The sequence below is a fragment of the Plastoroseomonas hellenica genome, from assembly GCF_018129085.1.
GTDB classification, from domain to species: domain Bacteria; phylum Pseudomonadota; class Alphaproteobacteria; order Acetobacterales; family Acetobacteraceae; genus Plastoroseomonas; species Plastoroseomonas hellenica.
Window position 1 is genome coordinate 214593 of record NZ_JAAGBB010000003.1, and the last position, 21587, is coordinate 236179.

Here is a 21587-nt window from a genome sequence, read left to right on the forward strand (position 1 = left end):
GGTTCCCTGTCATACGCGCAGCCTTGGATCCAGCGCATCGCGCAGCGCGTCCCCCAGCAGATTGAAAGCCAGCACCACCAGGAAGATGGCGACCGAGGGTATGACCGCGATGTGCGGCGCGAAAAAGAGGAAGGTGCGACCCTCGCTCGCCATCGCACCCAGCTCCGGGATCGGCGGCTGGGCACCGAGGCCGAGGAAGGAGAGCGCGGAGCCGAGCAGGATCACCTGCCCGAAGCGCAGCGTCGCGAAGACGAAGATCGCGGAGAGGCAATTCGGCGCCAAATGCCGCCAGATGAGGCGGAGGTCGGACATGCCGGTGGCGCGCGCCGCCTCGATATAGTCCTGCCGCATCACCACCAGTGCAGAGCCGCGCACGATGCGCGCCATCAGCGGCACCGTCGCGACCGAAAGCGCCAACACCACGGCGAGGATCCCCGGGCCCAGGATGGCGGCGATCGCCAGGCCGAACAGGATCGCCGGGAAGGACAGCATGATGTCGACCAGCCGCATGATCGGTGCATCCAGCCAGCGCTGGTAGAAGGCGGCCAGGAAGCCGAGGATCGCGCCGATGCCGCCGCCCAGGATCACCGCCGCGAAGCCCATCAGCAGCGACATGCGCATGCCGTAGAGCAGCCGGGTGATCAGGTCCCGCCCCTGCGCATCCGCGCCGAGCGGCAGTCCTTCGCTGCCCGGCGGCTTCATGGCGCTGGATAGGTCGTTGTCGAAGGGATCGGTCGGCGCCAGCAGCGGCGCGAAGATCGCCGCCAGGATGACCAGCACCACGAAAGCCAGGGCCGCCGCGGCCGCGGGATCGCGGGTCAGGCGGCGCAGCAGGCCGGGGCGCGGCGGCGCGATGATGACGGGTGCCGTGGTCGCGCTCATGCCGCGCGCATCCGCGGATCGAGCGCCGCATAGAGCATATCGACGATCAGGTTCACGATGATGAAGCCGAGCGACAGCACGATGATGGTCCCCTGCGCCATCGGGAAGTCGGAGGAGGTGATGGCGCCCACGGCCAGCCGACCGACGCCCGGCCAGGTGAAGACCGTCTCGGTCACCACCGCGCCGCCGAGCAGGAAGCCGATCTGCAGCCCGATCAGTGTCACCACCGGTACCATGGCGTTGCGCAGCGCATGGCGCAGCACGACCAGCCGCTCCGAAAGGCCTTTGGCGCGGGCTGTGCGGACGTGGTCCGCGGAGAGCACGTCCAGCACCGCGGTCCGGGTCATGCGCGCGACGGGGCCGACGAAGACGCCGCCGAGCGTGATCGCCGGCAAGGCGATGGATTGCAGCCCTTCCAGCGTCCAGAGCGGTCCGCCGCGGCCGGTAAAGGGGAGCCACTGCCACTTGAAGCCGACGAACCAGATCAGGATCAGGCCGAGGAAGAAGACCGGCACCGAGACGCCGGCGACCGAGATCGCCATCACGCCGCGATCGATCAGGGACCCCCGGTAATAGGCGCCGAGCGTGCCGAGCAGGATGCCGAGCGGGATCGACCAGACGAGGCTCGACAGCATCAGCTCCAATGTCGGGCCAATGGTGGCACCGAGCTCCTGCACCACCGGCACGTTGTTGATGATGGAGACGCCGAGGTCACCCTGCGCCAGCCGCCACAGATAGAGCCCGAACTGTGTCGTCAATGGCTGGTCGAGACCGAGGTCGCGGCGGATCTCCGCCACCACCTCGGCGGTGGCGGAAGGTCCGGCGCGCACCGTCGCCGGATCGGTCGGCACCACCTGCATCAGCAGGAAGCCGATCAGCAGCACGCCGAGCATCACGGGAATCGCCAGCAGCAGCCGCTGGATCAGGTAGCGCAGCATGGCTCAGGCGAGCTCCGCGTGGCGATCGAAGATCGGCGTCCCCTCGCGCAGCGTCAGGTCGGCCTGCACCCCGCGCAATGTGCCGGGCTCGATGGCGAAGATGTCCTCAGACAGCACGGCGACATCGGCCAGCATGCCGGGCTCCAGCGTGCCGCGCCGGTCCTCCGCGAACTGGGTATAGGCGCCGCACCAGGTGTAGCAATGCACCGCCTCGGCGACCGTCAGCGCTTCCGACGCGCCAAGCACCGTGCCCTTGTTCGTGGCGCGCGTGACCATGGTGTAGAGATTGATGAAGGGATCGACGGTCGAGACCGGGCAATCCGAGGACGCCGCCGGATGGTGCCCCTCATCCAGCCATGTCTTCATCGGATAGGCGAACTCGCTGCGCGGCAGGCCGAGATTCTTCACGTAGAGATCGCCGAACTCATACATGAACACCGGCTGCGGCACCGGCAGGATGCCGCGGGCCTTCATGCGTCGGCGCTGGTCGCGTGTCAGGAAGCCGCAATGTTCGATGCGGTGGCGGCGGCCGGCGAAGGGATGCGCCTCGCTATCAGCGGCTTCCATGCCCTGCAGCACCTGCTCGATCGCCGCGTCGCCGATGGCGTGGATGTCGAGCTGCCAGCCCTGCTCGTGATAGAGCTTCAGCAGCGCGTGAATCTTCTCCTCGGGGAAGGTGAAGACGCCTGTCGTGTTCCCGATCAGATAGGGCTCGAAGAAGGCCGCGGTCAGGCCGCCGGCAGAGCCGTCGGCGAAGACCTTCACCGCACCCCACCGCAGCCCGTCATCCCCCTCGCCCGGGCGCATGCCGGAATCCCAGGCGGCCTGGGCGATACCCTCGGGATTGCCGGCCAGCACCTGCCACATGCGGAGCGGCAGGCGCCCCGCCTTCTGCGCCACGCGGTAGGCATCGATCTCGGCGAGCCCTGCGGTCATGCCGACATTCATGTCGGTGGCGCTGGCGAAGCCCCGCGCCGCGAGGTCGAGGCAGGCGGCCTCGATCGCATCGACCATCCGCGCCTGGTCTGGCTGCGGGATATGGTCCCGGATCAGGCGCATAGCGCGTTCCTGGAACAGCCCGGTCAGGCTGCCGCCACGCCGCTCGATCACGCCGCCTTCAGGATCCGGCGTGTTGTGCCCGACGCCGCAGAGCCGCAGCGCCGCGCCGTTCGCGACGCCCATATGGCCGCAGGTGCGCACGATGAAGACCGGGTTGTCGGGCGCCGCCGCATCCAGCTCCGCCGCCGTCGGGTGCCGCCCGACATCGAGCGCGCCGTGGTCGTAGCCGCGCCCCAGGATCCAACTGCCTTTCGGCGCCGCCGCGGCGGCCGCGCCGATGCGGCGCAGCACCTCGTCCAGCGTCGTCACTTCCTCCGCGCGCAGGTTCACCTGCGCGAGGCCGAGCCCATAGGGCAGCAGATGCATATGGGCTTCGTTGAAAGCCGGGATGGCGACACGGCCCTCGAGATCGAGGCGCCGCGTTCCGGCCGGCGTCGCCGCCGCCACCTCCGCCGCCGTGCCGACCACAGCGATGCGGCCATCGGCGATGAGCAGCGCTTCGGCGAAGCCGCCGGCGAGCCCGCGGAAGACGCGCCCGCCGGCAATGAGCAGCGGCGCAGCCGTCACGAGCGATAGTCCGGCTTGTCGTTCTCGATCAGCCGCAGGCTGGCTTCCCAGGCGAGGTTGTAGCCGGGATTGGCCTTCGGCCGGTTGAACTGGGCGGCGGTGTGGACGCGGACCGATTCCGGCGGCAGCACCAGCTCGGCACCGCCGGATTGCGCGGCGATCTGCGCCTGGCAGGCACGCTCCAGGTAATAGATCTGATCGAAGGCCTGGGCCGGTGAGGCGCCGCAGACCAGCAGGCCGTGGTTGCGCAGGATCATGGCGTTGTGGGTGCCGAGGTCACGCACCAGCCGGTCCCGTTCATCGAGGTCGAGCGCGATCCCCTCATAATCATGGTAGGCGAGGTGGCCATAGAACTTGAGCGCGTGCTGGCTGATCGGCAGCAGGCCCTGGCGCTGGGCGGAGACGGCGATACCGGCGGCGGTATGGGTATGGACCACCACCATCGCGTCCTCGCGCGCCATGTGGATCGCGGAATGGATGGTGAAGCCGGCGGCGTTCACGCGCTTCGATGAATGCGCCTCCTCGACCACATTGCCGTCGAGGTCGATCTTCACGAGGTCGGAGGCGCGCATCTCGTGAAACAGCACGCCGTAGCGATTGATGAGAAAGTGGTGTTCCGGCCCCGGCACCCGCGCGCTGATGTGGGTGTAGATCAGGTCGGTCATCCGGAAATGCGCGACCAGGCGATAGAGCGCGGCCAGTTCGCAGCGGACCTGCCACTCCTCCTCCGAAATGCCGGCCCGGATGGCCTGCGGCACGGGCATGTTCATGGCAAGCGGGCTCCCATCATGTTGCGGGGATGGTGGATGTTCCTGGGGCGGATGCTCCGCCGCGGGTCGCAGCGCGTCAACTGCTTGACGCACAATGTCCGGGCAGGGCAGGCGCGGCACGCCGCAGCGCTGGGCAAAGCCTGCGCGATTTCCGCGCATGCCCCCTTTCCCCGCCCTGCCGCGCCGCCGCATGATGCGCCCCGCCAAGCCCATCGGCGCCGCAGCCTGCGGCGACATCACCGCCGGAGATCGCGCGATGCCCCGCGCCGCCCTGCTTCTTGCCGCCTCCTTCCTGGCGGGCACCGCTGCTTTTGCACAGCAGCAACCGGCCGCGCCGGCACCCCCTGCCCCGGCCGCCGCGCCGCCGGCGCCAACCTCCACCCCCACGCCCCCGCCACCGCCGGCCGGGCTCTACACGGAGCGCAGCATCACCGCGGGCCTGGCAGCCGAGGCGGTGGCCGCGGCCGTCGAAGCCTGTGCCGGGCGCGGGCATCGGGTTACGGCGGTGGTCGTGGATCGCGCCGGCGTCCTGAAGGCGGCGCTGCGGGCCGACGGCGCCGGGCCGCACAGTGCTGCGGCCGCACGCGCCAAAGCCTATACGGCGGCCTCCACCCGCACCGGCACCACCCAGCTTCTGGAGACGGTGCGCAGCAACCCCGGCGCTTCGCGCGTGCCCGATGTCGAAGGCTTCCTGGTGGTCGGTGGTGGGCTGCCGATCCGGACCGGGGACGAGGTGGTGGGCGCGATCGGCGTGGACGGCTCGCCGGGCGGGCTGCTCGATGACCAATGCGCCGAGGCCGGCATCGCCCGGATTCGCGACCGGCTGGGCTGACCCCGACCGCCCCATGACCTCCGCCACCCGACAGGACACGCTGCCGCCGCGCGCAGCGGTGATGATGGTGCTGCTCTGCGCTGTCTGGGCGCTCAATCAGGTGGCGATCAAGCTCGGCAATGACGGCTTCCCGCCGGTGCTGCAGACCGGGCTGCGCTCGATCGGCGGGGGGCTTCTGCTGCTCGGCTGGTGCGTCTGGAGGCGGGTGCCGCTGCTGGCGCGGGACGGCACGCTCGGCGCCGGGCTGCTGGTCGGCGTGATCTTCAGCGTGGAGTTCATGCTGCTGTATGAGGGCATGGCGCGTACCACCGCCGCGCGCGGCGTGGTCTTCCTCTACACCACGCCGGTCTTCGTGGCACTCGGCGCGCATCTCTGGCTGCCCGGCGACCGGATGACGCGGGCCAAGGCCTTCGGCCTGGCGGCGGCCTTCGCGGGGCTGCTGCTCGCTTTCCTCGACAGCCTGCGCCTGCCTTCGCGCACGGAGCTCACAGGCGACCTGCTCTGCCTGGCGGCGGCGATACTCTGGGCGGCGACGACGCTCTGCATCAAGGGCAGCACCGCCCTCGCCCGGGCGCGCACCGAGAAGACCATGCTCTGGCAGATCGGAGTGTCGGCGCTGCTGATACCGCTCGGCTCGCTGGCGCTCGGCGAGGATTGGCGGATCGCGCCCGGGCCGATCGCACTAGGTTCGCTCGCCTTCCAGATCGTGATCGTCACCTTCCTCAGCTACTTCGCCTGGTTCGGGCTGGTGCGGCGCTATGCCGCCTCCCGCCTTTCGGGTTTCACCTTCCTGACGCCGGTCTTCGGTGTGGGCTTTGGGGCATGGCTGCTGGGCGACCCGGTGACGCCGGTGTTCGGTGCTGCGCTGGCGCTGGTGGCGGCCGGGATCTGGCTGCTCAACCGGCCGGTGCGCGCGACCTGATCGCCAGGCGCTTGGCGGGCGTGCCGGTCGCAGCGGCGGCCATCAGCGCCGCGACATCTTCCGGCCAGCCCGTGACGCGTCGGGCGTTCAGGTCGATGCAGAGATAGAGCACCTCGTTCTCCGCGACCTGCCAGCCTTCCTCGGCATGCAGCAGGACATGACGCGCGAGCAGGCGCTTCGCGTCATGGGCCAGCACTTCGCTGGTGGCGGCGAGCGGCGCACCCTCCAGCACTTCCCGCGTGTAGCCCTGCCAGGATTCGGCAGCGAAGGTACCTAGTCCGCGTTCCCGGAAGGCGCGACCGAGCCCGAGCTTCGGCCAGAGCACATCGGTCGCCATGTCGAAGGCGACGAGATAATAGGCGAGGTTCATGTGCCCGTAGTGGTCGACCCATTCGGGCTTCACATGGGTCAGGAGCGTCAGGTCGGTCATGGCCCCGATTGTGCCGCGCAGCATGGCCGCCGGGAAGCGCTCACCGACAATCCGGATAGGAGAGCCAGCCGAGCGGCGCCCCATCGGGCGCATCGATCCGCCGAGCATCGGCGCAGCCACGCTCCAGGGCGAAGGCCCGTGGTCCGGGCGGCGGAGCCTCCCCTTCCAGCGGCAGCCTGGTGCGCGGCGCGGCATCGCCGGGCGCAATCCGGCAGCGCGTGAAGCTGCCATCCGCCCGGCGCACCAGCGCTTCGTAGAGCGGGCCGTCCCGCTTCAGGTCGAGCACCATGGCACCATCGCGTTCCGCGAGCAGGCAGCCGCGCAATTCGCGCGCCGCCTCCGGCAGCAGCGCCGTCCAGTCCTCCTGTGCCCGGGCCGGGGCCGCGAGCAGCAGGAGGACAAGGACGGCACCGCGCCGTCCCATCAGTGGATGTCGTCGGCGCGGCGCAGCGCGTCCTTCAGGATCTCCACGTTGAAGCCAGGTTTCTTCGCCATCTCCAAGATCACCGCCTCCTTGCGGGTCAGCAGCTCGATCGCCGCCGGGATCTTCTTCACCGAAGCCGCCGGGATCACCACAGCGCCGTGACGGTCGGCATGCACCACGTCGTCATGGGCAGTCGCCATGCCGTGGATGGTAACCGGCTTGCCGAACTCCACAACATGCACATGCGCGTGGCTCGGGTTGATGCTGCCGGCGATGAGCTGGAAGCCCGGCGCGATCATGTCGAGGTCACGGATCGAGCCGGAGGTGACGCAGCCCAGCACGCCGAGGCCCTTGTGGACATTGGTGTTCACTTCGCCCCAGAAGGCGCCGACTCCGGGGGTCGGGTCGATATCCTCGAGGATGGCGATGGTCGGCAGCGCCCCGGCCGCGACGTATTCATACCAGCCGATGCGCGCCGCGCGGTCGGCATCCTTGCTGCGGGCGGACGGCGCCGCGGCGCGGATGGTGCCGACGCGCGCCAGGCCGCAGATCGGCGGCAGGGTGACGTCGGCGATCGCGAACTGCCGGTAGCTGAAGCCCCAGCACCGCCGCTCCGGATCAGTGAGCTCGAGGGCGTTGCAGATGGTCGGCGTGTCCCAGGCGCAGAGTGCCTTCAGGTCGTCGGCAGTGAAGGGGTAGTCAGCCATGCTCGTTTCCTCCTGATGGCGCAGCTTCGGCCGGGCGCGGCGCCCGGTCAATTCGTGCCCAGGTGGTCGAGAGGACGGTTGACGCCGGCCGTGCCACGGCCCAAACCCCGCGGCCCGCAAGCAAGAGGATGAGATGCGCGCGTTCGACGGACAATTCTCCGGCAATCGCCCCATGCAACGGAACATGGAGGAGAAGCGCCGGCAGCTCGCGGAGCTGAAGCGCACCCTGGCCAACATGAAATCACACGCCGCGCCGTCGCTGCGCGCCTCCGTCACCGCCAAGATCGCGGCCCTTGAGGCGGAGCTGGCCGGCAAATAAGAACGCCCCGCAAGAGTAGGCCCCTCCCCGGGGCCGCAGGCCGCCACGGGTTCCTGCGGAGCGAGGCGAAGCCGATGCTCCGGGGCCGCGAATGCGGCCCCGCGCGCGACCGATCTCGGCCGTCAATGCTGCCCTGACAGCGCGCAAGCCAAGCCGGCGGATGCCGGCGCCGGCGCTTGAGGGCAGTGAACTCTCTCACCCCAAAAACTCGGGTGAGATCATCCTCGGCAGGACCAGCACCAGGCCAGGCCAGAGGATCACCATCGCCAGGACCGCCAACATCGGCAGCAGCATGATCATGGTGTCCTTCAGCGCATCGCCCACCCGCATTCCCGCCACGTGGCAGGCGATCATCAGGCAGAGCCCGTAGGGTGGCGTCACCAGGCCGAAGGCCAGGCTGACGATGCCGATCATCGCGAAATGCACGGGATCGAGCCCCGCCCCCGCCGCCAGCGGCTGCAGGATCGCGCCGACGATGATGATCGCCGGGATGGCGTCCAGGAAGCAGCCGACCACCAGGAACACAGCGGCGATGAAGAAGCCGGTCGCGATCGGGCCCATGCCCCAGGCAGAAACGCCGGACAGGATCGCCTCCGGGATCTTGTAATAGGCCAGCAGCCAGCCGAAGCAGCTTGCGGCGCCGACGCAGAACAGCGCCACCGCAGCCAGCCGACCGGTCTCCCCGAGAGCTTCGTAGAGGCCGCGGAAGCTCATCTCGCGATAGACCAGCAGCGAAAGGACACCCGCATAGAGCACCGCGATGCAGGCGCTCTCGGTCGCGGTGAACCAGCCGAAGATCTTGCCGCCGATGATGATGAAGGGCGTCATCAGCGCCGGGAGTGCGGTGAGCAAGGCTCCCGCCAGAGCACCCCAGCTCGCGCGCGGATAGGTCGGATAGCCGCGCAGCTTCGCATAGGCATGCACGGTGCCCATCTGCACCAGGCCGATCAGCAGACCCGGGATGATGCCGGCCAGGAACAGCGCCCCGATCGAGGTGGTCAGCACCCCACCCCAGACGATCATCAGGATCGAAGGCGGGATGATGACCGCGAGCACCGCGGAGACGGCGGTGATCGCGACCGAGAAGCTGTCGTCGTAGCCTTCCTTGCGCTGCGCCTCGATGAAGATCTTGGACTGGCTCGCGGCATCGGCCGTGGAACTGCCGGAGATGCCGGCGAAGAAGATCGAGAGCACGACGTTGATCTGCGCCAGCGCCCCGGGCCAATGCCCGACCATGGTGCGCGACAGGGTCATCAACCGGTTGGTGATGCCGCCCACATTCATCAGGTTCGCGGTCAGCAGGAAGAAGGGCACCGCGAGCAGGATGAAGCTGTTGAAAGCGTTGAAGGTCTCCTGCATCAGCACCATCGGCGACAGATGCGGTTCGATCAGCAGGATCGGCAGGCAGGCGAGGCCGAGTGCCACGGCGACCGGCACCCGCAGCACCAGCAGCGTGAAGAAGACGCCGAACAGGATGGCGGCGGCATCGCCGGAGGACAGGACATTGCCGCCCATCAGGCGCGCCCCCGCAGCGTCGCGACCGCATCCCACATGCGCTCACCGTTGAAGAGGAGCCAGGTGACCCCGAGGATCGGCCAGGCGATGTGGATCAGCCACAGCGGCAGCTCCGCCAGCTCGCTCTCGCGGAACCAGGCAAAGTCTGTGAACTCGATGCCCCACCAGACGAAGGTGAGCGCGAAGATCAGGATGAAGCTGCCGGAGACGAGGTCCATGATCGCCGCGGGCTTCGGCGACAGACGCGGGAAGACATCGACGATGAAGTGGATGCCTTCCTTCAGCGCCAGCATGGCGCCGATCATCACCATCCAGACCAGCAGGAAGCGCGCCAGCTCCTCGGTCCAGATGTAGTGCGGGATGATGGCGGTGTAGCGGGAGAAGATCTGCAGCGAGACCGGGATGACGATGATCAGCACCGAGATCGCGAGCAGGGCGGAAAGCAGGCGCGCATAGGCAGCCGAGAGGCGCCGGAACAGGCCGGGCGCGGTGGCGTCGGTCATGCAATTGTCCCTGGAAAGGGGGCGGCCGGGCGCCGCCCCCGGGCCGATATCACGCGGTGATGGCGTTGATGCGGGTCATGATGGCTTCAGCGTCGATCTCGCGCGCATAGGTCATCATCACCGGCTCGACCGCGCGCAGCATCTGTGGGCGTTCGTTGAAAGCGATTCGGCGCAGGCGGCCGGCCCGCTCGAGCTGATCGAGTTTCTGGCTGTCCTCGGTCGATTCCGCCTGACGGCCGAAGACGCCGGCCTCCCGCCCTGCCCGGCGCACCGCTTCCTGCAGCTCACGCGGCAGGCGGTCAAAGACCTGCTTGGCGAAGCAGATCGGGCGGATGGTGATCGCGTGCTCGGTCATCAGCAGGTTGGGCGCCACTTCGAAGAACCGCATGGATTCGACGCCGGCGGCCTCGTTCTCGCCGGCCTCGATCACGTTGTTCTGGATGGCGTTGTAGACCTCGTTATAGGCGATGACGGTCGGCGACATGCCGACCGCGGTGAAGGCGCGGCTCCAGATCGGCGCGCCCTGCACGCGCACCTTCAGGCCACGGAGCTCGGCCAGTGTGGAGGCGGTGCGATTGGCGAAGATATTGCGCACGCCGCCGCCGGCATAGCCGATGAGCATGACGCGGGCCCGACGCTCCACCTCCTGTGCGACCGGCGCGAAGAGGTCGGCATCCAGCACCCGGTTCCAGTGCGCCAGGTCGCGGAACAGGAAGGGCGCGTCGACGAAGGGCGCGGCGCGGCTGAAGGTCGACATATGCGCCGGGCTGACGATGCCGTAGTCCACGGCCCGCCCTTGCGCCATGTATTCGAAATACTGCTTCTCCAGCCCGAGGCTGGAATTCTTGTGCAGCACAAAATTGACCGGTCGATTGTAGTATTGCTTGACCAGCTCTTCGAACCGCACCAGGGCGCGGGTGAAGACGTGGTCGTCGTTGAACTGCACGGCGCCGTTCAGCGTGATGGGCTGCTGCGCCCGGACGATGCCCGGCATCGCGAGCACGGCAACGCCCCCGGCTGCGCCGAGGATCTCCCTGCGCTTCATGGTTGTTCTCTCCCGTCACTATCATGCCGGCTTCTGCGAACCGGCTGGTTACCAGTATGGAGAAAAGCGGCGCGGCTGGAAGCGGAACTTCATGCCGCCTAGGCTCGACCATTGGCGGCTTAGCGCCGCGAAGGAGGAAACGCATGAACAGGATCGATCTCGCCGGCCGCGTGGCGGTGGTCACCGGCGGCGCACGGGGCATCGGCCTCGCGATCGCCGAACGGGCCGCGGATAGCGGGGCGGCATTGGCGCTCTGGGACATGGATGCCGGCAAGCTCGCCGAGACCCAGGCGAGGCTGGAGGCCAAGGGCGCCCGCGTCTCCACCCATGCCCTCGACCTGACCAAGGACGCCGCAGTCGAGGCCGCGGTCGCCGCGACGCTGGAGGCGCATGGCGGCATCGACATCCTGGTGAACAATGCCGGCATCACCGGCGGCAATGCACCGACCTGGGAATTGCCGGTCGCCGAATGGCGGCGGGTGGTGGAGGTGAACCTGATCGCCCCCTTCCTGGTCTGCCGCGCCGTGGTGCCGGCTATGCTGAAGCGGGGCTACGGGCGGATCGTCAACATCGCCTCGGTCGCGGGCAAGGAAGGCAATCCGAATGCCTCCCATTACAGCGCCTCGAAAGCGGGACTGATCGGGTTGACCAAGTCGCTCGGGAAGGAATTGGCGACCAAGGGGGTGCTGGTGAACGCCATCGCCCCGGCCGCGGCCAAGACCGACCTCTTCGCCCAGATGACCGAGGCGCAAATCGCCTACATGCTCTCGAAGATCCCAATGGGCCGCTTCGTCGAGACCGGCGAGATCGCCGCCATGGCATGCTGGCTGGCATCGGAGGAATGCAGCTTCGCGACCGGCGCCGTCTTCGATGTGACCGGCGGTCGCGCCGTCTACTAGCTGAGGACGCCCGCTTGAACTAGCCGGTGGCGATACCCGGCCGCGATGCGGCGTGGTGCTCCTTCAGGATGCGGTCCTCCACGGGATCCATCTCCTTCAGCACCACGTCGTAACCCCAGAGATCGGCCAGGTGCTGCAGCACCGCCTTGACCTCCTCCGCCTGCAGAAGCTGGCGGTCGAGCACGCGATGGTGCAGCACCAGCCGCCGGTCGCCGGCGAGATCGACATCGGCGATCTGGATGTCAGGATCGGTGCGGCCGATATCATACTGCCGTGCCAGCGCGCGACGAATGCGCCGATAGCCGCGCTCGTCATGGATGGCGGCGACCCGCAGCGCGTCCTCGTCCTCTTCATCGGCGAGGTGGAACAGGCGCAGGTCACGCATCAGCCGCGGCGAGAGGAACTGGGCGATGAAGCTTTCGTCTCGGAAGGCTGCCCAGCCCTCCCGCAAGACGCCCATTGCATCGCCGCAGCCGGCGAAGGCCGGGAACCAGTCGCGATCCTCGGCGGTCGGATCCTCGGCGATCCGAGCGATGTCGCTCATCATCGCGAAGCCAAGGGCGTAGGGATTCAGCCCGCCATAGCGCGGATCGTCGTAGCTTGGCTGGAACACGACGTTGGTATGGCTCTGGAGGAACTCCAGATAGTGGCCGTCGGTGATGCGGCCCTGCTCGTGCAGCCGCGTCAGGATGCGGTGGTGCACATAGGTCGCGCAGCCCTCATTCATCACCTTGGTCTGGATCTGCGGATAGAAATACTGCGCCACCTGCCGGACGATGCGCAGGATCTCGCGTTGCCAGGGTGCCAGGCGCGGCGCCGACTTCTCCAGGAAGTACAGGATGTTCTCCTGCGGCAGTTCCAGCAGCGCGCGGCGCCTTTCATCATCGGCGCGGCGCTGGGTGGTGCCCGATGCCGGAACCGTGGCCCGCCAGAGATCGTTGTACATCGCCTCGTCATGCGCGCGGCGCTCCAGCTCCCGCCGCCGCTCGCTGGCGAGATCGGGCACGCGGCGGCGCGGCGATCGGAAGACGCCGTGCGATTGCAGCGCATGGGCGGCATCGAGCACGCGCTCCACCGCCGTCGCGCCATACCGATCCTCGCATTCTGTGACATAGCCGCGCGCGAATTCCAGATAGTCGAGGATCCCCTCGGCATCCGTCCATTGCTGGAACAAGGTGTTGTTCTTGAAGAAGTGGTTGTGACCGAAGGCGGCGTGCGCGATCACCAGCGTCTGCATCAGCGCCGTGTTCTCCTCCATGACGTAGGAGATGCAGGGCGAGGAGTTGATGACGATCTCATAGGCCAGGCCCTGGAAACCCTTGCGGTAGAGGCCTTCATGCCGGGCGAAGCGCTTGCCGAAGGACCAGTGCTTGTAGAGCACCGGCATGCCGTTCGCCGCATAGGCGTCGAGCATCTGCTCGGCCGAGATCACTTCGATGCGGTTGGGATAGGTGCTGAGGCCGAGTTCATTCTGGGCGATCGCCTCGCAGGCGTCGTGCACGCGGCGGATGGTATCGAAATCCCATTCGGCGCCTTTGAACAGAAGCTCGCTCACGGGCTGGCCTCCGTGGTCGCGCCCTTGCGGAACAGCTCACGGAAGACCGGGTAGATGTCCTTCCGATGCCTCACCTTGCGCATCGCGATCGGCAGCCCGTCGGCACGGAGCGCGGTGTAGAGCCGCCAGAGGTCGGTCTCGCGCGGGATGAAGCCGATCGGGCCATGATCACCTTCCCGCCCGACTTCCAGATAGGCGTAGTACTGGCAGGCGGGCAGGATCTCGGTCGCCAGCAGGCCCGCGGTCTTGTCGTTGTCGGAGGCGGTATTGTCGCCGTCGCTCGCCTGTGCCGCGTAGATGTTCCAGTCATCCGGGCTGAAACGGGCGGCGAGCACGCGCCGCATCTCCTCGAGCGCGGTCGAAACCACGGTGCCGCCGGTTTCCGGGCTGCGGAAGAAGGTCTCCTCGTCGACTTCCTTCGCCTCATGCGTGTGGCGGATGAAGACCACCTCCACGTGCTTGTAGCGGCGCTTCAGGAACACGTAGAGCAACAGGTAGAAGCGCTTCGCGAGATCCTTCATCCCCTCGGTCATCGAACCCGAGACGTCCATCAGGCAGAACATCACCGCCTGCGCGATCGGCCGCGGTGCCGGCGCGAATTGCCGGTAGCGGACATCCAACGGGTCGATATAGGGGATCCGCAGCACCCGGTGCTTCAGCCGCGCGATCTCGCTGCGCAGGGCCTCGGCACGCTCCAGGGCACCGGCCTCCTCGGCTGCGCGCGCTTGGTCCTCCAGGGCCTCCAGAGCCTCGGGCTTCGGGCGCTTCAATGCGATGCGGCGCGAGAGCGCGTTGCGCATGGTGCGGCCCAAGGCCAGGTTCGCGGGCGATCCGGTGGAGGAGAAGCCGGCGCGGCGGAAGCCCGCCGCCTCCCCCACCACCATGCGCTTCTTCGCGAGGTCCGGCAGTTCCAAATCCTCCAGGAAGAGGTCCAGGAACTCCTCCTGGGTCAGGGCGAAGCGAAACTCGTCCTCGCCCGACCCGGTATCGCTCCCTTCCTGCCCGGAGCCACCGCCGCCGCCACCACGCGGCCGCGGAATGCGGTCGCCCTCCGCGAAGTCCTTGTTGCCGGGCAGCACATGCTCACGGTTGCCGCCCGCGGCGCGGCGCAGCGCCGGTTCCTTCACGCCGGAGGCGGGGATGCTCACCTCACCCCCGCGCTCCATATCCTTCATCCCGCGACCCGTGACGCTGTCGCGCACTGCGTCCTGGATCTGTTCCTTCGCGCGCCGGAGAAAGCGCTGCCGGTTCGCGAGGCTCTTGCCGCCGGGATTGCGCCGACGATCGACGATGTGCATGGAGGTTTCCGATCGCGCCCCTCAGCCCGACTGCTTGACGCGCATGTACCATTCCACCAGGCGCCGCACCTGGCGTTCGGTATAGCCACGCGACGTCATGCGTTCGACGAACTCGCTGTGCTTGCGCTCGGTCTCGTTGTCCTTCTTGGAGCCGAAGCTGATCACCGGCAGCAATTCCTCGACCTGGCTGAACATCCGCCGCTCGATCACCTCGCGCAGCTTCTCGTAGCTGGTCCAGCTCGGGTTGCGCCCGGCATTGGCGGCGCGGGTGCGCAGCGCGAACTTCACCACCTCGTTGCGGAAATCCTTCGGGTTGGCGATGCCCGCCGGCTTCTCGATCTTGGTCAGCTCCTGGTTCAGCGCGTCGCGGTTGAGAAGCTGCCCCGTATCGGGATCCTTGAAGTCCTGATCCTCGATCCAGGCATCCGCATAGGCGACGTAGCGGTCGAACAGGTTCTGGCCGTAGTCGTGATAGCTTTCCAGATAGGCTTTCTGGATCTCGTTGCCGATGAACTCGGCATAGCGCGGGGCCAGCTCGCCTTTGATGAATTCGAGGAAGCGCTTCTCGGTCTCGTCGGCGAACTGCTCGCGCCGGATGGCCTGCTCCAGCACATACATCAGGTGCACCGGGTCGGCTGCGACCTCGATGGTGTCATGGTTGAAGGTGGCGGCCAGCACCTTGAACGCGAAGCGGGTCGAGATGCCGTCCATCCCTTCATCGGCGCCGGCGGCATCGCGGTATTCCTGCAGGCTGCGGGCGCGCGGGTCGGTCTCCTTCAGGCTTTCGCCGTCATAGACGCGCATCTTGGCGAAGAGGCTGCTGTTCTCATGCCGCCGCAGCCGCGACAGCACGGAGAAGCGGGCCAGCATCTCGAGCGTGCCCGGCGCGCAGGGCGCGCGGGACAGCTCGCTGCTGCGCAGCAGCTTGTCGTAGATGCGCTGCTCCTCGGTCACGCGCAGGCAGTAGGGGACCTTGATGACATAGATGCGGTCGATGAAGGCCTCGTTGTTCCGGTTGTTCCGGAAGGCCTGCCACTCCGCCTCATTGGAGTGGGCCATGATGATCCCCTGGAAGGGGATGGCGCCGATATTCTCGGTGCCGATGTAGCTACCCTCCTGCGTCGCAGTCAGCAGCGGGTGCAGCATCTTGATCGGCGCCTTGAACATCTCGACGAATTCGAGGATGCCCTGGTTGGCGCGGTTGAGCCCGCCCGAGAAGCTGTAGGCATCCGGGTCGTTCTGGGCGTGGATCTCGAGCTTGCGGATATCGACCTTGCCGACGAGCGAGGAGATGTCCTGGTTGTTCTCGTCGCCCGGCTCGGTCTTGGCGACCGCGATCTGGCGCAGCCGGGACGGGTTGAGCCGGGCCACCCGGAAGCGGGAGACGTCGCCACCAAATTCATCGAGCCGCTTCACGGCCCAGGGGCTCATGAAGCCCGAGAGGCGGCGACGCGGGATGCCGTAGCGGTCCTCCAGCATCGGCCCGAACTTCTCCGGGTCGAACAGGCCGAGCGGGTTCTCGAAAACCGGGCTGAGCTCATCCCCAGCCTTCAGCACATAGACCGGATAGGCCTCGATCAATGCCTTGAGACGCTCCGCCAGGGAGGATTTGCCGCCGCCGACCGGGCCCAGCAGGTAGAGGATCTGCTTTCGCTCCTCGAGGCCCTGGGCGGCGTGGCGGAAGAAGCCGACGATCCGCTCTATCGTCTCCTCCATGCCGTAGAATTCGGCGAAGGCGGGATAGCGGCGGATGGTGCGGTTCAGGAAGATGCGCCCGAGCAGCGGATCCCGGGCCGTGTCCATGATCTCCGGTTCACCGATCGCGGCAAGTATGCGTTCCGGGGCGGAGGCGAACATCATCGGGTCCGACCGGCAGCCCTGCAGATAATCCGCAAGCGACATGTCAGCGTCGCGGCGCTGGTCGAAACTCCGGGCGAACTGGACGAAAACGTCGTCAGACGGATGCATGCTATGCTCCTCGCCGAAGATTTAGGCGTATCACCACTACGCCCGCCCGACCGACGTGGTTGCTCCTCCTGACGTACTTTCCTCCAAAACTTTTTCTATCGCCGCGTGGCGGGCGTCGATGCTGCGTGATTGTAGGCTCGTCGAGGGTATCAGATTCAAGCGTTACAGCGTTTCGCAACGTCATCCTGTAACCTCGTGGCAAGAAAGCCGCGCGCAACAGGGCGAAAACAGGGGTGGATGGACAACCGGCCCTCTCGGGGCGACACACTCCCCATCCGAGACGCGAACAGAATGGGAAGGAAATCACCATGGCGGCGCAACATACGGGCCGAGTCGCGCTGGTAACCGGTGCCGGGACGGGAATCGGACGCTCGGTCGCGCTGGGGTTGCTGGGGGCCGGCTATTCGGTGGCGCTTGCCGGCCGCCGCCAGGAACCGCTCGACGAAACCGTCTCCCTGGCCGGCGCGGCCGGCGCCCAGGCCCTGCCGGTCGCGACCGATGTCGCTGACCCGGCCGGAGTCGCAGCGCTCTTCGACGCGATTCGCGCCCGCTTCGGCCGTATCGACCTGGTGTTCAACAATGCCGGCCTGAACGCCCCGGGCACCCCCTTCGAGGACCTGTCCTACGAGAAGTGGTCGGAAATCGTCGGCGTGAACCTGACCGGCAGCTTCCTGGTCGCCCAGACCGCCTTCCGGATGATGAAGGAGCAGACGCCGCAGGGCGGCCGCATCATCAACAACGGCTCCATCTCCGCCCATGCCCCGCGGCCGGACAGCGCGCCCTACACGGCGACCAAGCACGCGGTGACCGGCCTGACCAAGTCGATCAGCCTCGATGGCCGGAAATACGACATCGCCTGCGGCCAGATCGACATCGGCAATGCCGCGACACCTATGACCCAGCGCATGCAGCGGGGCGTCAAGCAGGCCGATGGCGAGGTGAAGGTGGAGCCCACCATGGATGTGGACAATGTCGCCACCACCATCCTGTTCATGGACAGCCTGCCAATCGACGCGAACGTCCAGTTCGTGACGGTGATGGCCACCAAGATGCCCTTCGTCGGTCGCGGTTGAGAGCCCGAACGGCGCTGGACGCGGAGTCCGGCGCCGCTAGACTGTTACGACCGACGCGCTGACAAGGGCGCGCGGGAGAGGGGAACGACCGATGGCCATCGACACGCTCCGCGCCGAGCGACGCGCGCTGATCCTGGGCGGCGCCGGCGCGCTCGCCCTGCCCTGGATCGCCCGGGCGCAGACCAGCTACCGGTCGGAATACAAGATGTCGGTGGTCGGCAACCGGCCGATCCCTTTCGCCGAGGGCGCCTTCAAATGGGCCGAGCTGGTGACGGAGCGCTCCGGCGGCCGCATCAATGTCCGGGTCTATCCTGGCAGCCAGCTCGTCGGCGGCGACCAGACCCGCGAATTGCTGGCCATGCGCCAGGGCGTCATCGACATGGCGGTGTTCAGCACCATCAACATCGCGCCCCAGGTGCGGGAGGTCGGGCTGTTCCAGCTCCCCTTCCTGATGCCGGACCACAAGGCGCTGGACGCTCTGATCCGGGGCGAGGTCGGGCGCGACATCTTCGGCGTCATGGAACGCCGCGAGGTGGTGCCGGTCGCCTGGGGCGAGAACGGCTTCCGGGAGATCAGCAACTCCAAGCGCGCCATCCGGACGCCGGAGGATCTGCGCGGCCTGAAGATCCGCTTCGCCGCCGGCGCGATCTTCAGCGACATCTACACCGGCCTCGGGGCCAATCCGGTGCAGATGTCCTTCGCGGACCTGCAGCCGGCGCTCTCGACCGGGGCGGTTGACGGGCAGGAGAACCCGATCAACCTCTTCCTCGCCTTCCGCATGGACACCTTGGCGCAGAAGCACCTGACCATCTGGAACTATGTGAACGACCCGCTGATCTTCGCCCTCTCCCGCCAGGTCATGAACAGCTTCAGCCCCGCCGATCAGGCGCTGGTCCGCGACTGCGCTGTGGAGGCCGGGCGCTGGCAGATCGAGCTGACGCGGCGCGGCCTGGGCGTCGAAGGCGGCGATGACAGCTCGATCCGGGAATTGCGGCAGCGCGGGGTCGAGGTGATGGTGCTGACGGCGGCGGAGAAGCAGGCCTTCGCCCGCGTCACCCGCCCGGTCTACGATCGCTGGGCGGCGACCGTCGGCGCCGAGCTGACCCGCAAGGCCGAAGCTGCCGTCCGCGCCGCTGCGGCATGAGCGGGCCTGGCCCGGGGCGGCAACATTCGGCATGAGCGCCGAGCCCGACCCGACGGCACCGTTGCCGCGCCCGAGGACGCGCCTATCGCTGCGCCTGGAGGAGGTTCTGGTCGCCGCGGTCATGGCGGTGATCGCGCTGATCACCGCGGCCAACGTGGCGATCCGCTACCTGACCGATATGTCGCTCGCCTTCACCGAGGAGTATTCCGTCGCGCTGATGGTCGGGCTGACCCTGTTCGGCACCGCGCTCGCCATCGCCAAGGGCGGGCATGTGCGGATCGGCTACTTCACCGATCAGTTGCCGCCGCGCGCCCGCCGCGGCGCCGAGGCCGTCGCGATGGCGTTGACCGTCCTCTGCTTCGGGCTGCTGGCCTGGAACGGCGGTCGCCTGGCCTATGATGAGTATGATTTCGAGGCGCTGTCCTCCGGCCTCGGCCATCCGCAATTCCTCTACACCATGTGGCTGCCGATCCTGTCGCTGCTGGTGATGGCGCGCGCGGCCGGCCGGCTGGTGCGAATGCTGCGCGGCGAGGAGGCATGACCGGCGCGATCCTGTTCCTCAGCTTCGCGATCCTGCTGCTGGGCGGCGTGCCGATCGCGGTGGCGCTCGGGCTTGCGGGCGCACTGGCGATCTGGCTCGCCGACCAGTCGATCATGGCGATGCCGACCAATGTCTATTCCGGCATCGCCAAGTACCCGCTGATCGCCATCCCGATGTTCGTGCTGGTGGGCTCGGTCTTCGACCGCACGGGCGTGGCACTCAGGCTGGTGCGCTTCGCGACGGCGCTGGTCGGTGCCGGGCGCGGCGCGCTCGCGTCCGTCGCGGTGCTGGTCGCCATGGTGATCGGCGGCATCTCCGGCTCCGGCCCCGCCACCTCGGCCGCCGTCGGCCAGGTGGTGACCAAGAGCATGGTGGCCGACGGCTATCCCCGATCCTTCATCGCAGCGACCGTCGGCGCCGCGGCCGCGACCGACATCCTGATCCCGCCCTCCATCGCCTTCATCATCTATGCGGTGCTGGTCCCCGGCGTCTCGGTGCCGGCGATCTTCATGGCGGGGATGTTCCCGGGGATCCTGGCCGGCGTCGCGATCATCGTGCCGATCATCCTCATCTCGCTGATCAAGGAATTCGGCGGCAAGAGCCGGCAGCGCGACCCGCTCTCGATCTGGACCACCTTCAAGGAGGCCTTCTGGGGCCTGATGGCCCCGGTCGTCATCCTGGGCGGCATGCGCATCGGCGCCTTCACACCCACTGAGGCCGCGGTCATGGCGGTGGTCTATGGACTGTTCATCGGCTTCGCCGTGTACCGGACGCTGACCTTGCGCGATCTCTACGAGATGCTGGTCGAAGCCGGGGAGCTGTCGGCCGTCATCCTGATGGTGGTGGCGCTCGCCTCCGTCTTCGCCTGGTCGGCCTCGACGCTCGGCATCGTGCAGCCGGTGGCGCTTTGGGTCGTGGGGCTGGGATTGGGCGAATACGGCACCATCGCGCTGCTGATGATCGTGCTGATCATCATCGGCATGTTCCTCGACGGCGTCAGCACCTTCCTGATCCTGCTGCCGGTGCTGATCCCGATCGCCAATGCCTTCCACTGGGACCTGACCTGGTTCGGCGTGATCCTGACGATGAAGATCGCGATCGGCCAGTTCACGCCGCCCATGGCGGTCAATCTCATGGTGAGCTGCCGCATCGCCGGCGTCTCCATGGAGAGCACCATCCCCTGGGTGGTCTGGATGATCCTGGCGATGTTCGTGGCGCTGGCGCTGGTCGTCGCCGTACCGGACATCGCGCTGTGGCTGCCGCGCGTCATGGGGCTTTAGAGAGCGACGACTTAAGGGGCGTGCATCCGGGGGCTTAAGATCGGCTCACGGAGAAAGGGTTCGAAAAGGAGGAGATCGCCATGCAGGTACAACCGCTCGCCGGCGCGATCGGCGCCGAGATCACCGGCATCGACCTCGCGCGCGGGGTCTCGGCGGAGGAGATCGCGGAGATCCGCCAAGTCTGGCTGCAGCATGGCGTGATCTTCTTCCGTGACCAGGATCTGCCGCCCGGCCCCTTCCTCGCATTCGCCCGGCACTTCGGCGATGTCGTCGAATATCCCTTCATCAAGGGCATCGACGGCTTCCCCGAAATCATCCCGGTTCTGAAGCAGGAGCATGAGCGGCACAATTTCGGCGGCATCTGGCACAGCGACACCGCCTATCTCGAGCGGCCGCCGATGGCGACCATGCTGATCGCGCGCGAAGTACCGCCGGTCGGCGGCGACACCCTCTTCGCCTCCGGCTATGCCGCCTACGAGGCCCTGACCGACGGCATGAAGGCGATGCTGGCGCCGCTCCGGGCGGTGAACAGCTCTGCCAAGGCCGATGTCTCCAAGACGCGGGAGGACCGCGTCAAGGACAGCGCCACGGCGGAGGCGAAGAAGGTCTACGAGGCGACCCACCCCGTGGTCCGCACCCATCCGGAGACCGGTCGCCGCGCGCTCTATGTCAATACCGGCCACACCGCCCGCTTCGAAGGCATGACGGAGGAGGAGAGCGCGCCGCTGCTCGACTTCCTGTTCCGACACCAGGTACGGCCGGAATTCACGTGCCGCTTCTCCTGGCGGCCGGGCTCGATCGCCTTCTGGGACAATCGCTGCGCGCTGCACAACCCAGTCAACGACTATCACGGCTATCGCCGGCTGCTGCACCGGGTGACCTTGGCAGGCGACCTGCCCGCCTGAGGCCGGTCGCC

The 21587-nt window shown here is 67.6% G+C and carries 22 protein-coding genes; 9 read left to right on the forward strand and 13 right to left on the reverse strand.

The window, feature by feature from the left end; all coding sequences use genetic code 11:
- Positions 1 to 9: 9 nt before the first annotated feature.
- The 4 genes from GXW71_RS03855 to GXW71_RS03870 are packed head-to-tail and all read right to left on the reverse strand — an operon-like array spanning position 10 to position 4216.
- Positions 10 to 882 carry an ABC transporter permease gene (locus tag GXW71_RS03855; RefSeq protein WP_211851071.1) on the reverse strand — a complete coding sequence of 291 codons (873 nt, stop codon included), beginning with the start codon at positions 880 to 882 and terminating at the stop codon, positions 10 to 12.
- Entirely contained in the window at positions 879 to 1820 is a 942-nt protein-coding gene (locus GXW71_RS03860) for an ABC transporter permease (RefSeq protein WP_211851072.1), read from the reverse strand. Before GXW71_RS03860 ends, GXW71_RS03855 begins: the two co-directional genes overlap by 4 nt.
- A gap of 3 nt (positions 1821 to 1823) precedes the next feature.
- Positions 1824 to 3446 (reverse strand): amidohydrolase, encoded by a 1623-nt coding sequence (locus GXW71_RS03865; RefSeq protein WP_211851073.1) that lies wholly within the window; start codon positions 3444 to 3446, stop codon positions 1824 to 1826.
- On the reverse strand, positions 3443 to 4216 hold the full coding sequence (locus tag GXW71_RS03870) for a class II aldolase/adducin family protein (RefSeq protein ID WP_246526242.1): 774 nt from the start codon (positions 4214 to 4216) through the stop codon (positions 3443 to 3445). The genes GXW71_RS03865 and GXW71_RS03870 overlap by 4 nt, the downstream gene beginning before the upstream one ends.
- Positions 4217 to 4373: 157 nt before the next feature.
- Between GXW71_RS03870 and GXW71_RS03875 the strand changes: the two genes are divergently transcribed.
- Positions 4374 to 5048, forward strand: a complete 675-nt coding sequence (locus GXW71_RS03875) for a GlcG/HbpS family heme-binding protein (protein ID WP_211851074.1) — start codon at positions 4374 to 4376, stop codon at positions 5046 to 5048.
- A 13-nt stretch (positions 5049 to 5061) separates the two neighbouring features.
- Positions 5062 to 5970: a DMT family transporter gene (locus GXW71_RS03880; protein ID WP_246526243.1), complete on the forward strand. Its 909-nt coding sequence runs from the start codon at positions 5062 to 5064 to the stop codon at positions 5968 to 5970.
- Here GXW71_RS03880 and GXW71_RS03885 read toward each other — a convergent pair.
- The 3 genes from GXW71_RS03885 to GXW71_RS03895 are packed head-to-tail and all read right to left on the reverse strand — an operon-like array spanning position 5945 to position 7531.
- Positions 5945 to 6400, reverse strand: a complete 456-nt coding sequence (locus tag GXW71_RS03885; protein ID WP_211851075.1) for a thioesterase family protein — start codon at positions 6398 to 6400, stop codon at positions 5945 to 5947. The genes GXW71_RS03880 and GXW71_RS03885 overlap by 26 nt on opposite strands.
- Before the next feature lie 40 nt (positions 6401 to 6440).
- Positions 6441 to 6824, reverse strand: coding sequence for a hypothetical protein (locus GXW71_RS03890; RefSeq protein ID WP_211851076.1), 384 nt, complete (start codon positions 6822 to 6824; stop codon positions 6441 to 6443).
- Positions 6824 to 7531 carry an RraA family protein gene (locus GXW71_RS03895; protein WP_211851077.1) on the reverse strand — a complete coding sequence of 236 codons (708 nt, stop codon included), beginning with the start codon at positions 7529 to 7531 and terminating at the stop codon, positions 6824 to 6826. Before GXW71_RS03895 ends, GXW71_RS03890 begins: the two co-directional genes overlap by 1 nt.
- 133 nt (positions 7532 to 7664) lie before the next feature.
- Here GXW71_RS03895 and GXW71_RS03900 point away from each other — a divergent pair, with 133 nt between their 5' ends.
- Positions 7665 to 7850 carry a hypothetical protein gene (locus GXW71_RS03900; RefSeq protein WP_211851078.1) on the forward strand — a complete coding sequence of 62 codons (186 nt, stop codon included), beginning with the start codon at positions 7665 to 7667 and terminating at the stop codon, positions 7848 to 7850.
- Positions 7851 to 8045: 195 nt separating this feature from the next.
- Here the strand turns inward: GXW71_RS03900 and GXW71_RS03905 are convergent, their stop codons facing one another.
- The 3 genes from GXW71_RS03905 to GXW71_RS03915 are packed head-to-tail and all read right to left on the reverse strand — an operon-like array spanning position 8046 to position 10913.
- On the reverse strand, positions 8046 to 9365 hold the full coding sequence (locus GXW71_RS03905) for a TRAP transporter large permease (protein WP_211851079.1): 1320 nt from the start codon (positions 9363 to 9365) through the stop codon (positions 8046 to 8048).
- Positions 9365 to 9868, reverse strand: a complete 504-nt coding sequence (locus tag GXW71_RS03910; protein WP_211851080.1) for a TRAP transporter small permease — start codon at positions 9866 to 9868, stop codon at positions 9365 to 9367. Before GXW71_RS03910 ends, GXW71_RS03905 begins: the two co-directional genes overlap by 1 nt.
- Positions 9869 to 9917: 49 nt before the next feature.
- The gene (locus tag GXW71_RS03915) at positions 9918 to 10913 is read right to left on the reverse strand and encodes a TRAP transporter substrate-binding protein (RefSeq protein WP_211851081.1); all 996 of its coding nucleotides are present in this window, start codon (positions 10911 to 10913) and stop codon (positions 9918 to 9920) included.
- A 143-nt stretch (positions 10914 to 11056) separates the two neighbouring features.
- On the opposite strand from GXW71_RS03915, the gene GXW71_RS03920 reads away from it, so the two are divergent.
- Positions 11057 to 11812 carry an SDR family NAD(P)-dependent oxidoreductase gene (locus GXW71_RS03920; protein ID WP_211851082.1) on the forward strand — a complete coding sequence of 252 codons (756 nt, stop codon included), beginning with the start codon at positions 11057 to 11059 and terminating at the stop codon, positions 11810 to 11812.
- A 19-nt stretch (positions 11813 to 11831) separates the two neighbouring features.
- On the opposite strand, the gene GXW71_RS03925 is transcribed toward GXW71_RS03920, so the two are convergent.
- Genes GXW71_RS03925 through GXW71_RS03935 form a run of 3 tightly spaced genes read right to left on the reverse strand, consistent with a single transcriptional unit; the run spans position 11832 to position 16633 of the window.
- A complete protein-coding gene (locus tag GXW71_RS03925) occupies positions 11832 to 13367 on the reverse strand; it encodes a SpoVR family protein (protein WP_211851083.1) in 1536 nt (511 codons plus the stop codon).
- Positions 13364 to 14665 (reverse strand): YeaH/YhbH family protein, encoded by a 1302-nt coding sequence (locus GXW71_RS03930; protein ID WP_211851084.1) that lies wholly within the window; start codon positions 14663 to 14665, stop codon positions 13364 to 13366. The genes GXW71_RS03925 and GXW71_RS03930 overlap by 4 nt, the downstream gene beginning before the upstream one ends.
- Before the next feature lie 21 nt (positions 14666 to 14686).
- The gene (locus tag GXW71_RS03935) at positions 14687 to 16633 is read right to left on the reverse strand and encodes a PrkA family serine protein kinase (protein WP_211851085.1); all 1947 of its coding nucleotides are present in this window, start codon (positions 16631 to 16633) and stop codon (positions 14687 to 14689) included.
- A gap of 308 nt (positions 16634 to 16941) precedes the next feature.
- On the opposite strand from GXW71_RS03935, the gene GXW71_RS03940 reads away from it, so the two are divergent.
- From GXW71_RS03940 to GXW71_RS03960, 5 genes are all read left to right on the forward strand, one after another.
- Positions 16942 to 17706 carry an SDR family oxidoreductase gene (locus tag GXW71_RS03940; RefSeq protein ID WP_211851086.1) on the forward strand — a complete coding sequence of 255 codons (765 nt, stop codon included), beginning with the start codon at positions 16942 to 16944 and terminating at the stop codon, positions 17704 to 17706.
- Positions 17707 to 17797: 91 nt separating this feature from the next.
- A complete protein-coding gene (gene dctP / locus GXW71_RS03945; protein WP_211851087.1) occupies positions 17798 to 18850 on the forward strand; it encodes a TRAP transporter substrate-binding protein DctP in 1053 nt (350 codons plus the stop codon).
- A 31-nt stretch (positions 18851 to 18881) separates the two neighbouring features.
- Positions 18882 to 19391 carry a TRAP transporter small permease gene (locus GXW71_RS03950; RefSeq protein ID WP_211851088.1) on the forward strand — a complete coding sequence of 170 codons (510 nt, stop codon included), beginning with the start codon at positions 18882 to 18884 and terminating at the stop codon, positions 19389 to 19391.
- Positions 19388 to 20671, forward strand: coding sequence for a TRAP transporter large permease (locus tag GXW71_RS03955; RefSeq protein WP_211851089.1), 1284 nt, complete (start codon positions 19388 to 19390; stop codon positions 20669 to 20671). The genes GXW71_RS03950 and GXW71_RS03955 overlap by 4 nt, the downstream gene beginning before the upstream one ends.
- An 80-nt stretch (positions 20672 to 20751) precedes the next feature.
- Positions 20752 to 21576 (forward strand): TauD/TfdA dioxygenase family protein, encoded by an 825-nt coding sequence (locus GXW71_RS03960; protein WP_211851090.1) that lies wholly within the window; start codon positions 20752 to 20754, stop codon positions 21574 to 21576.
- Positions 21577 to 21587: the final 11 nt, after the last annotated feature.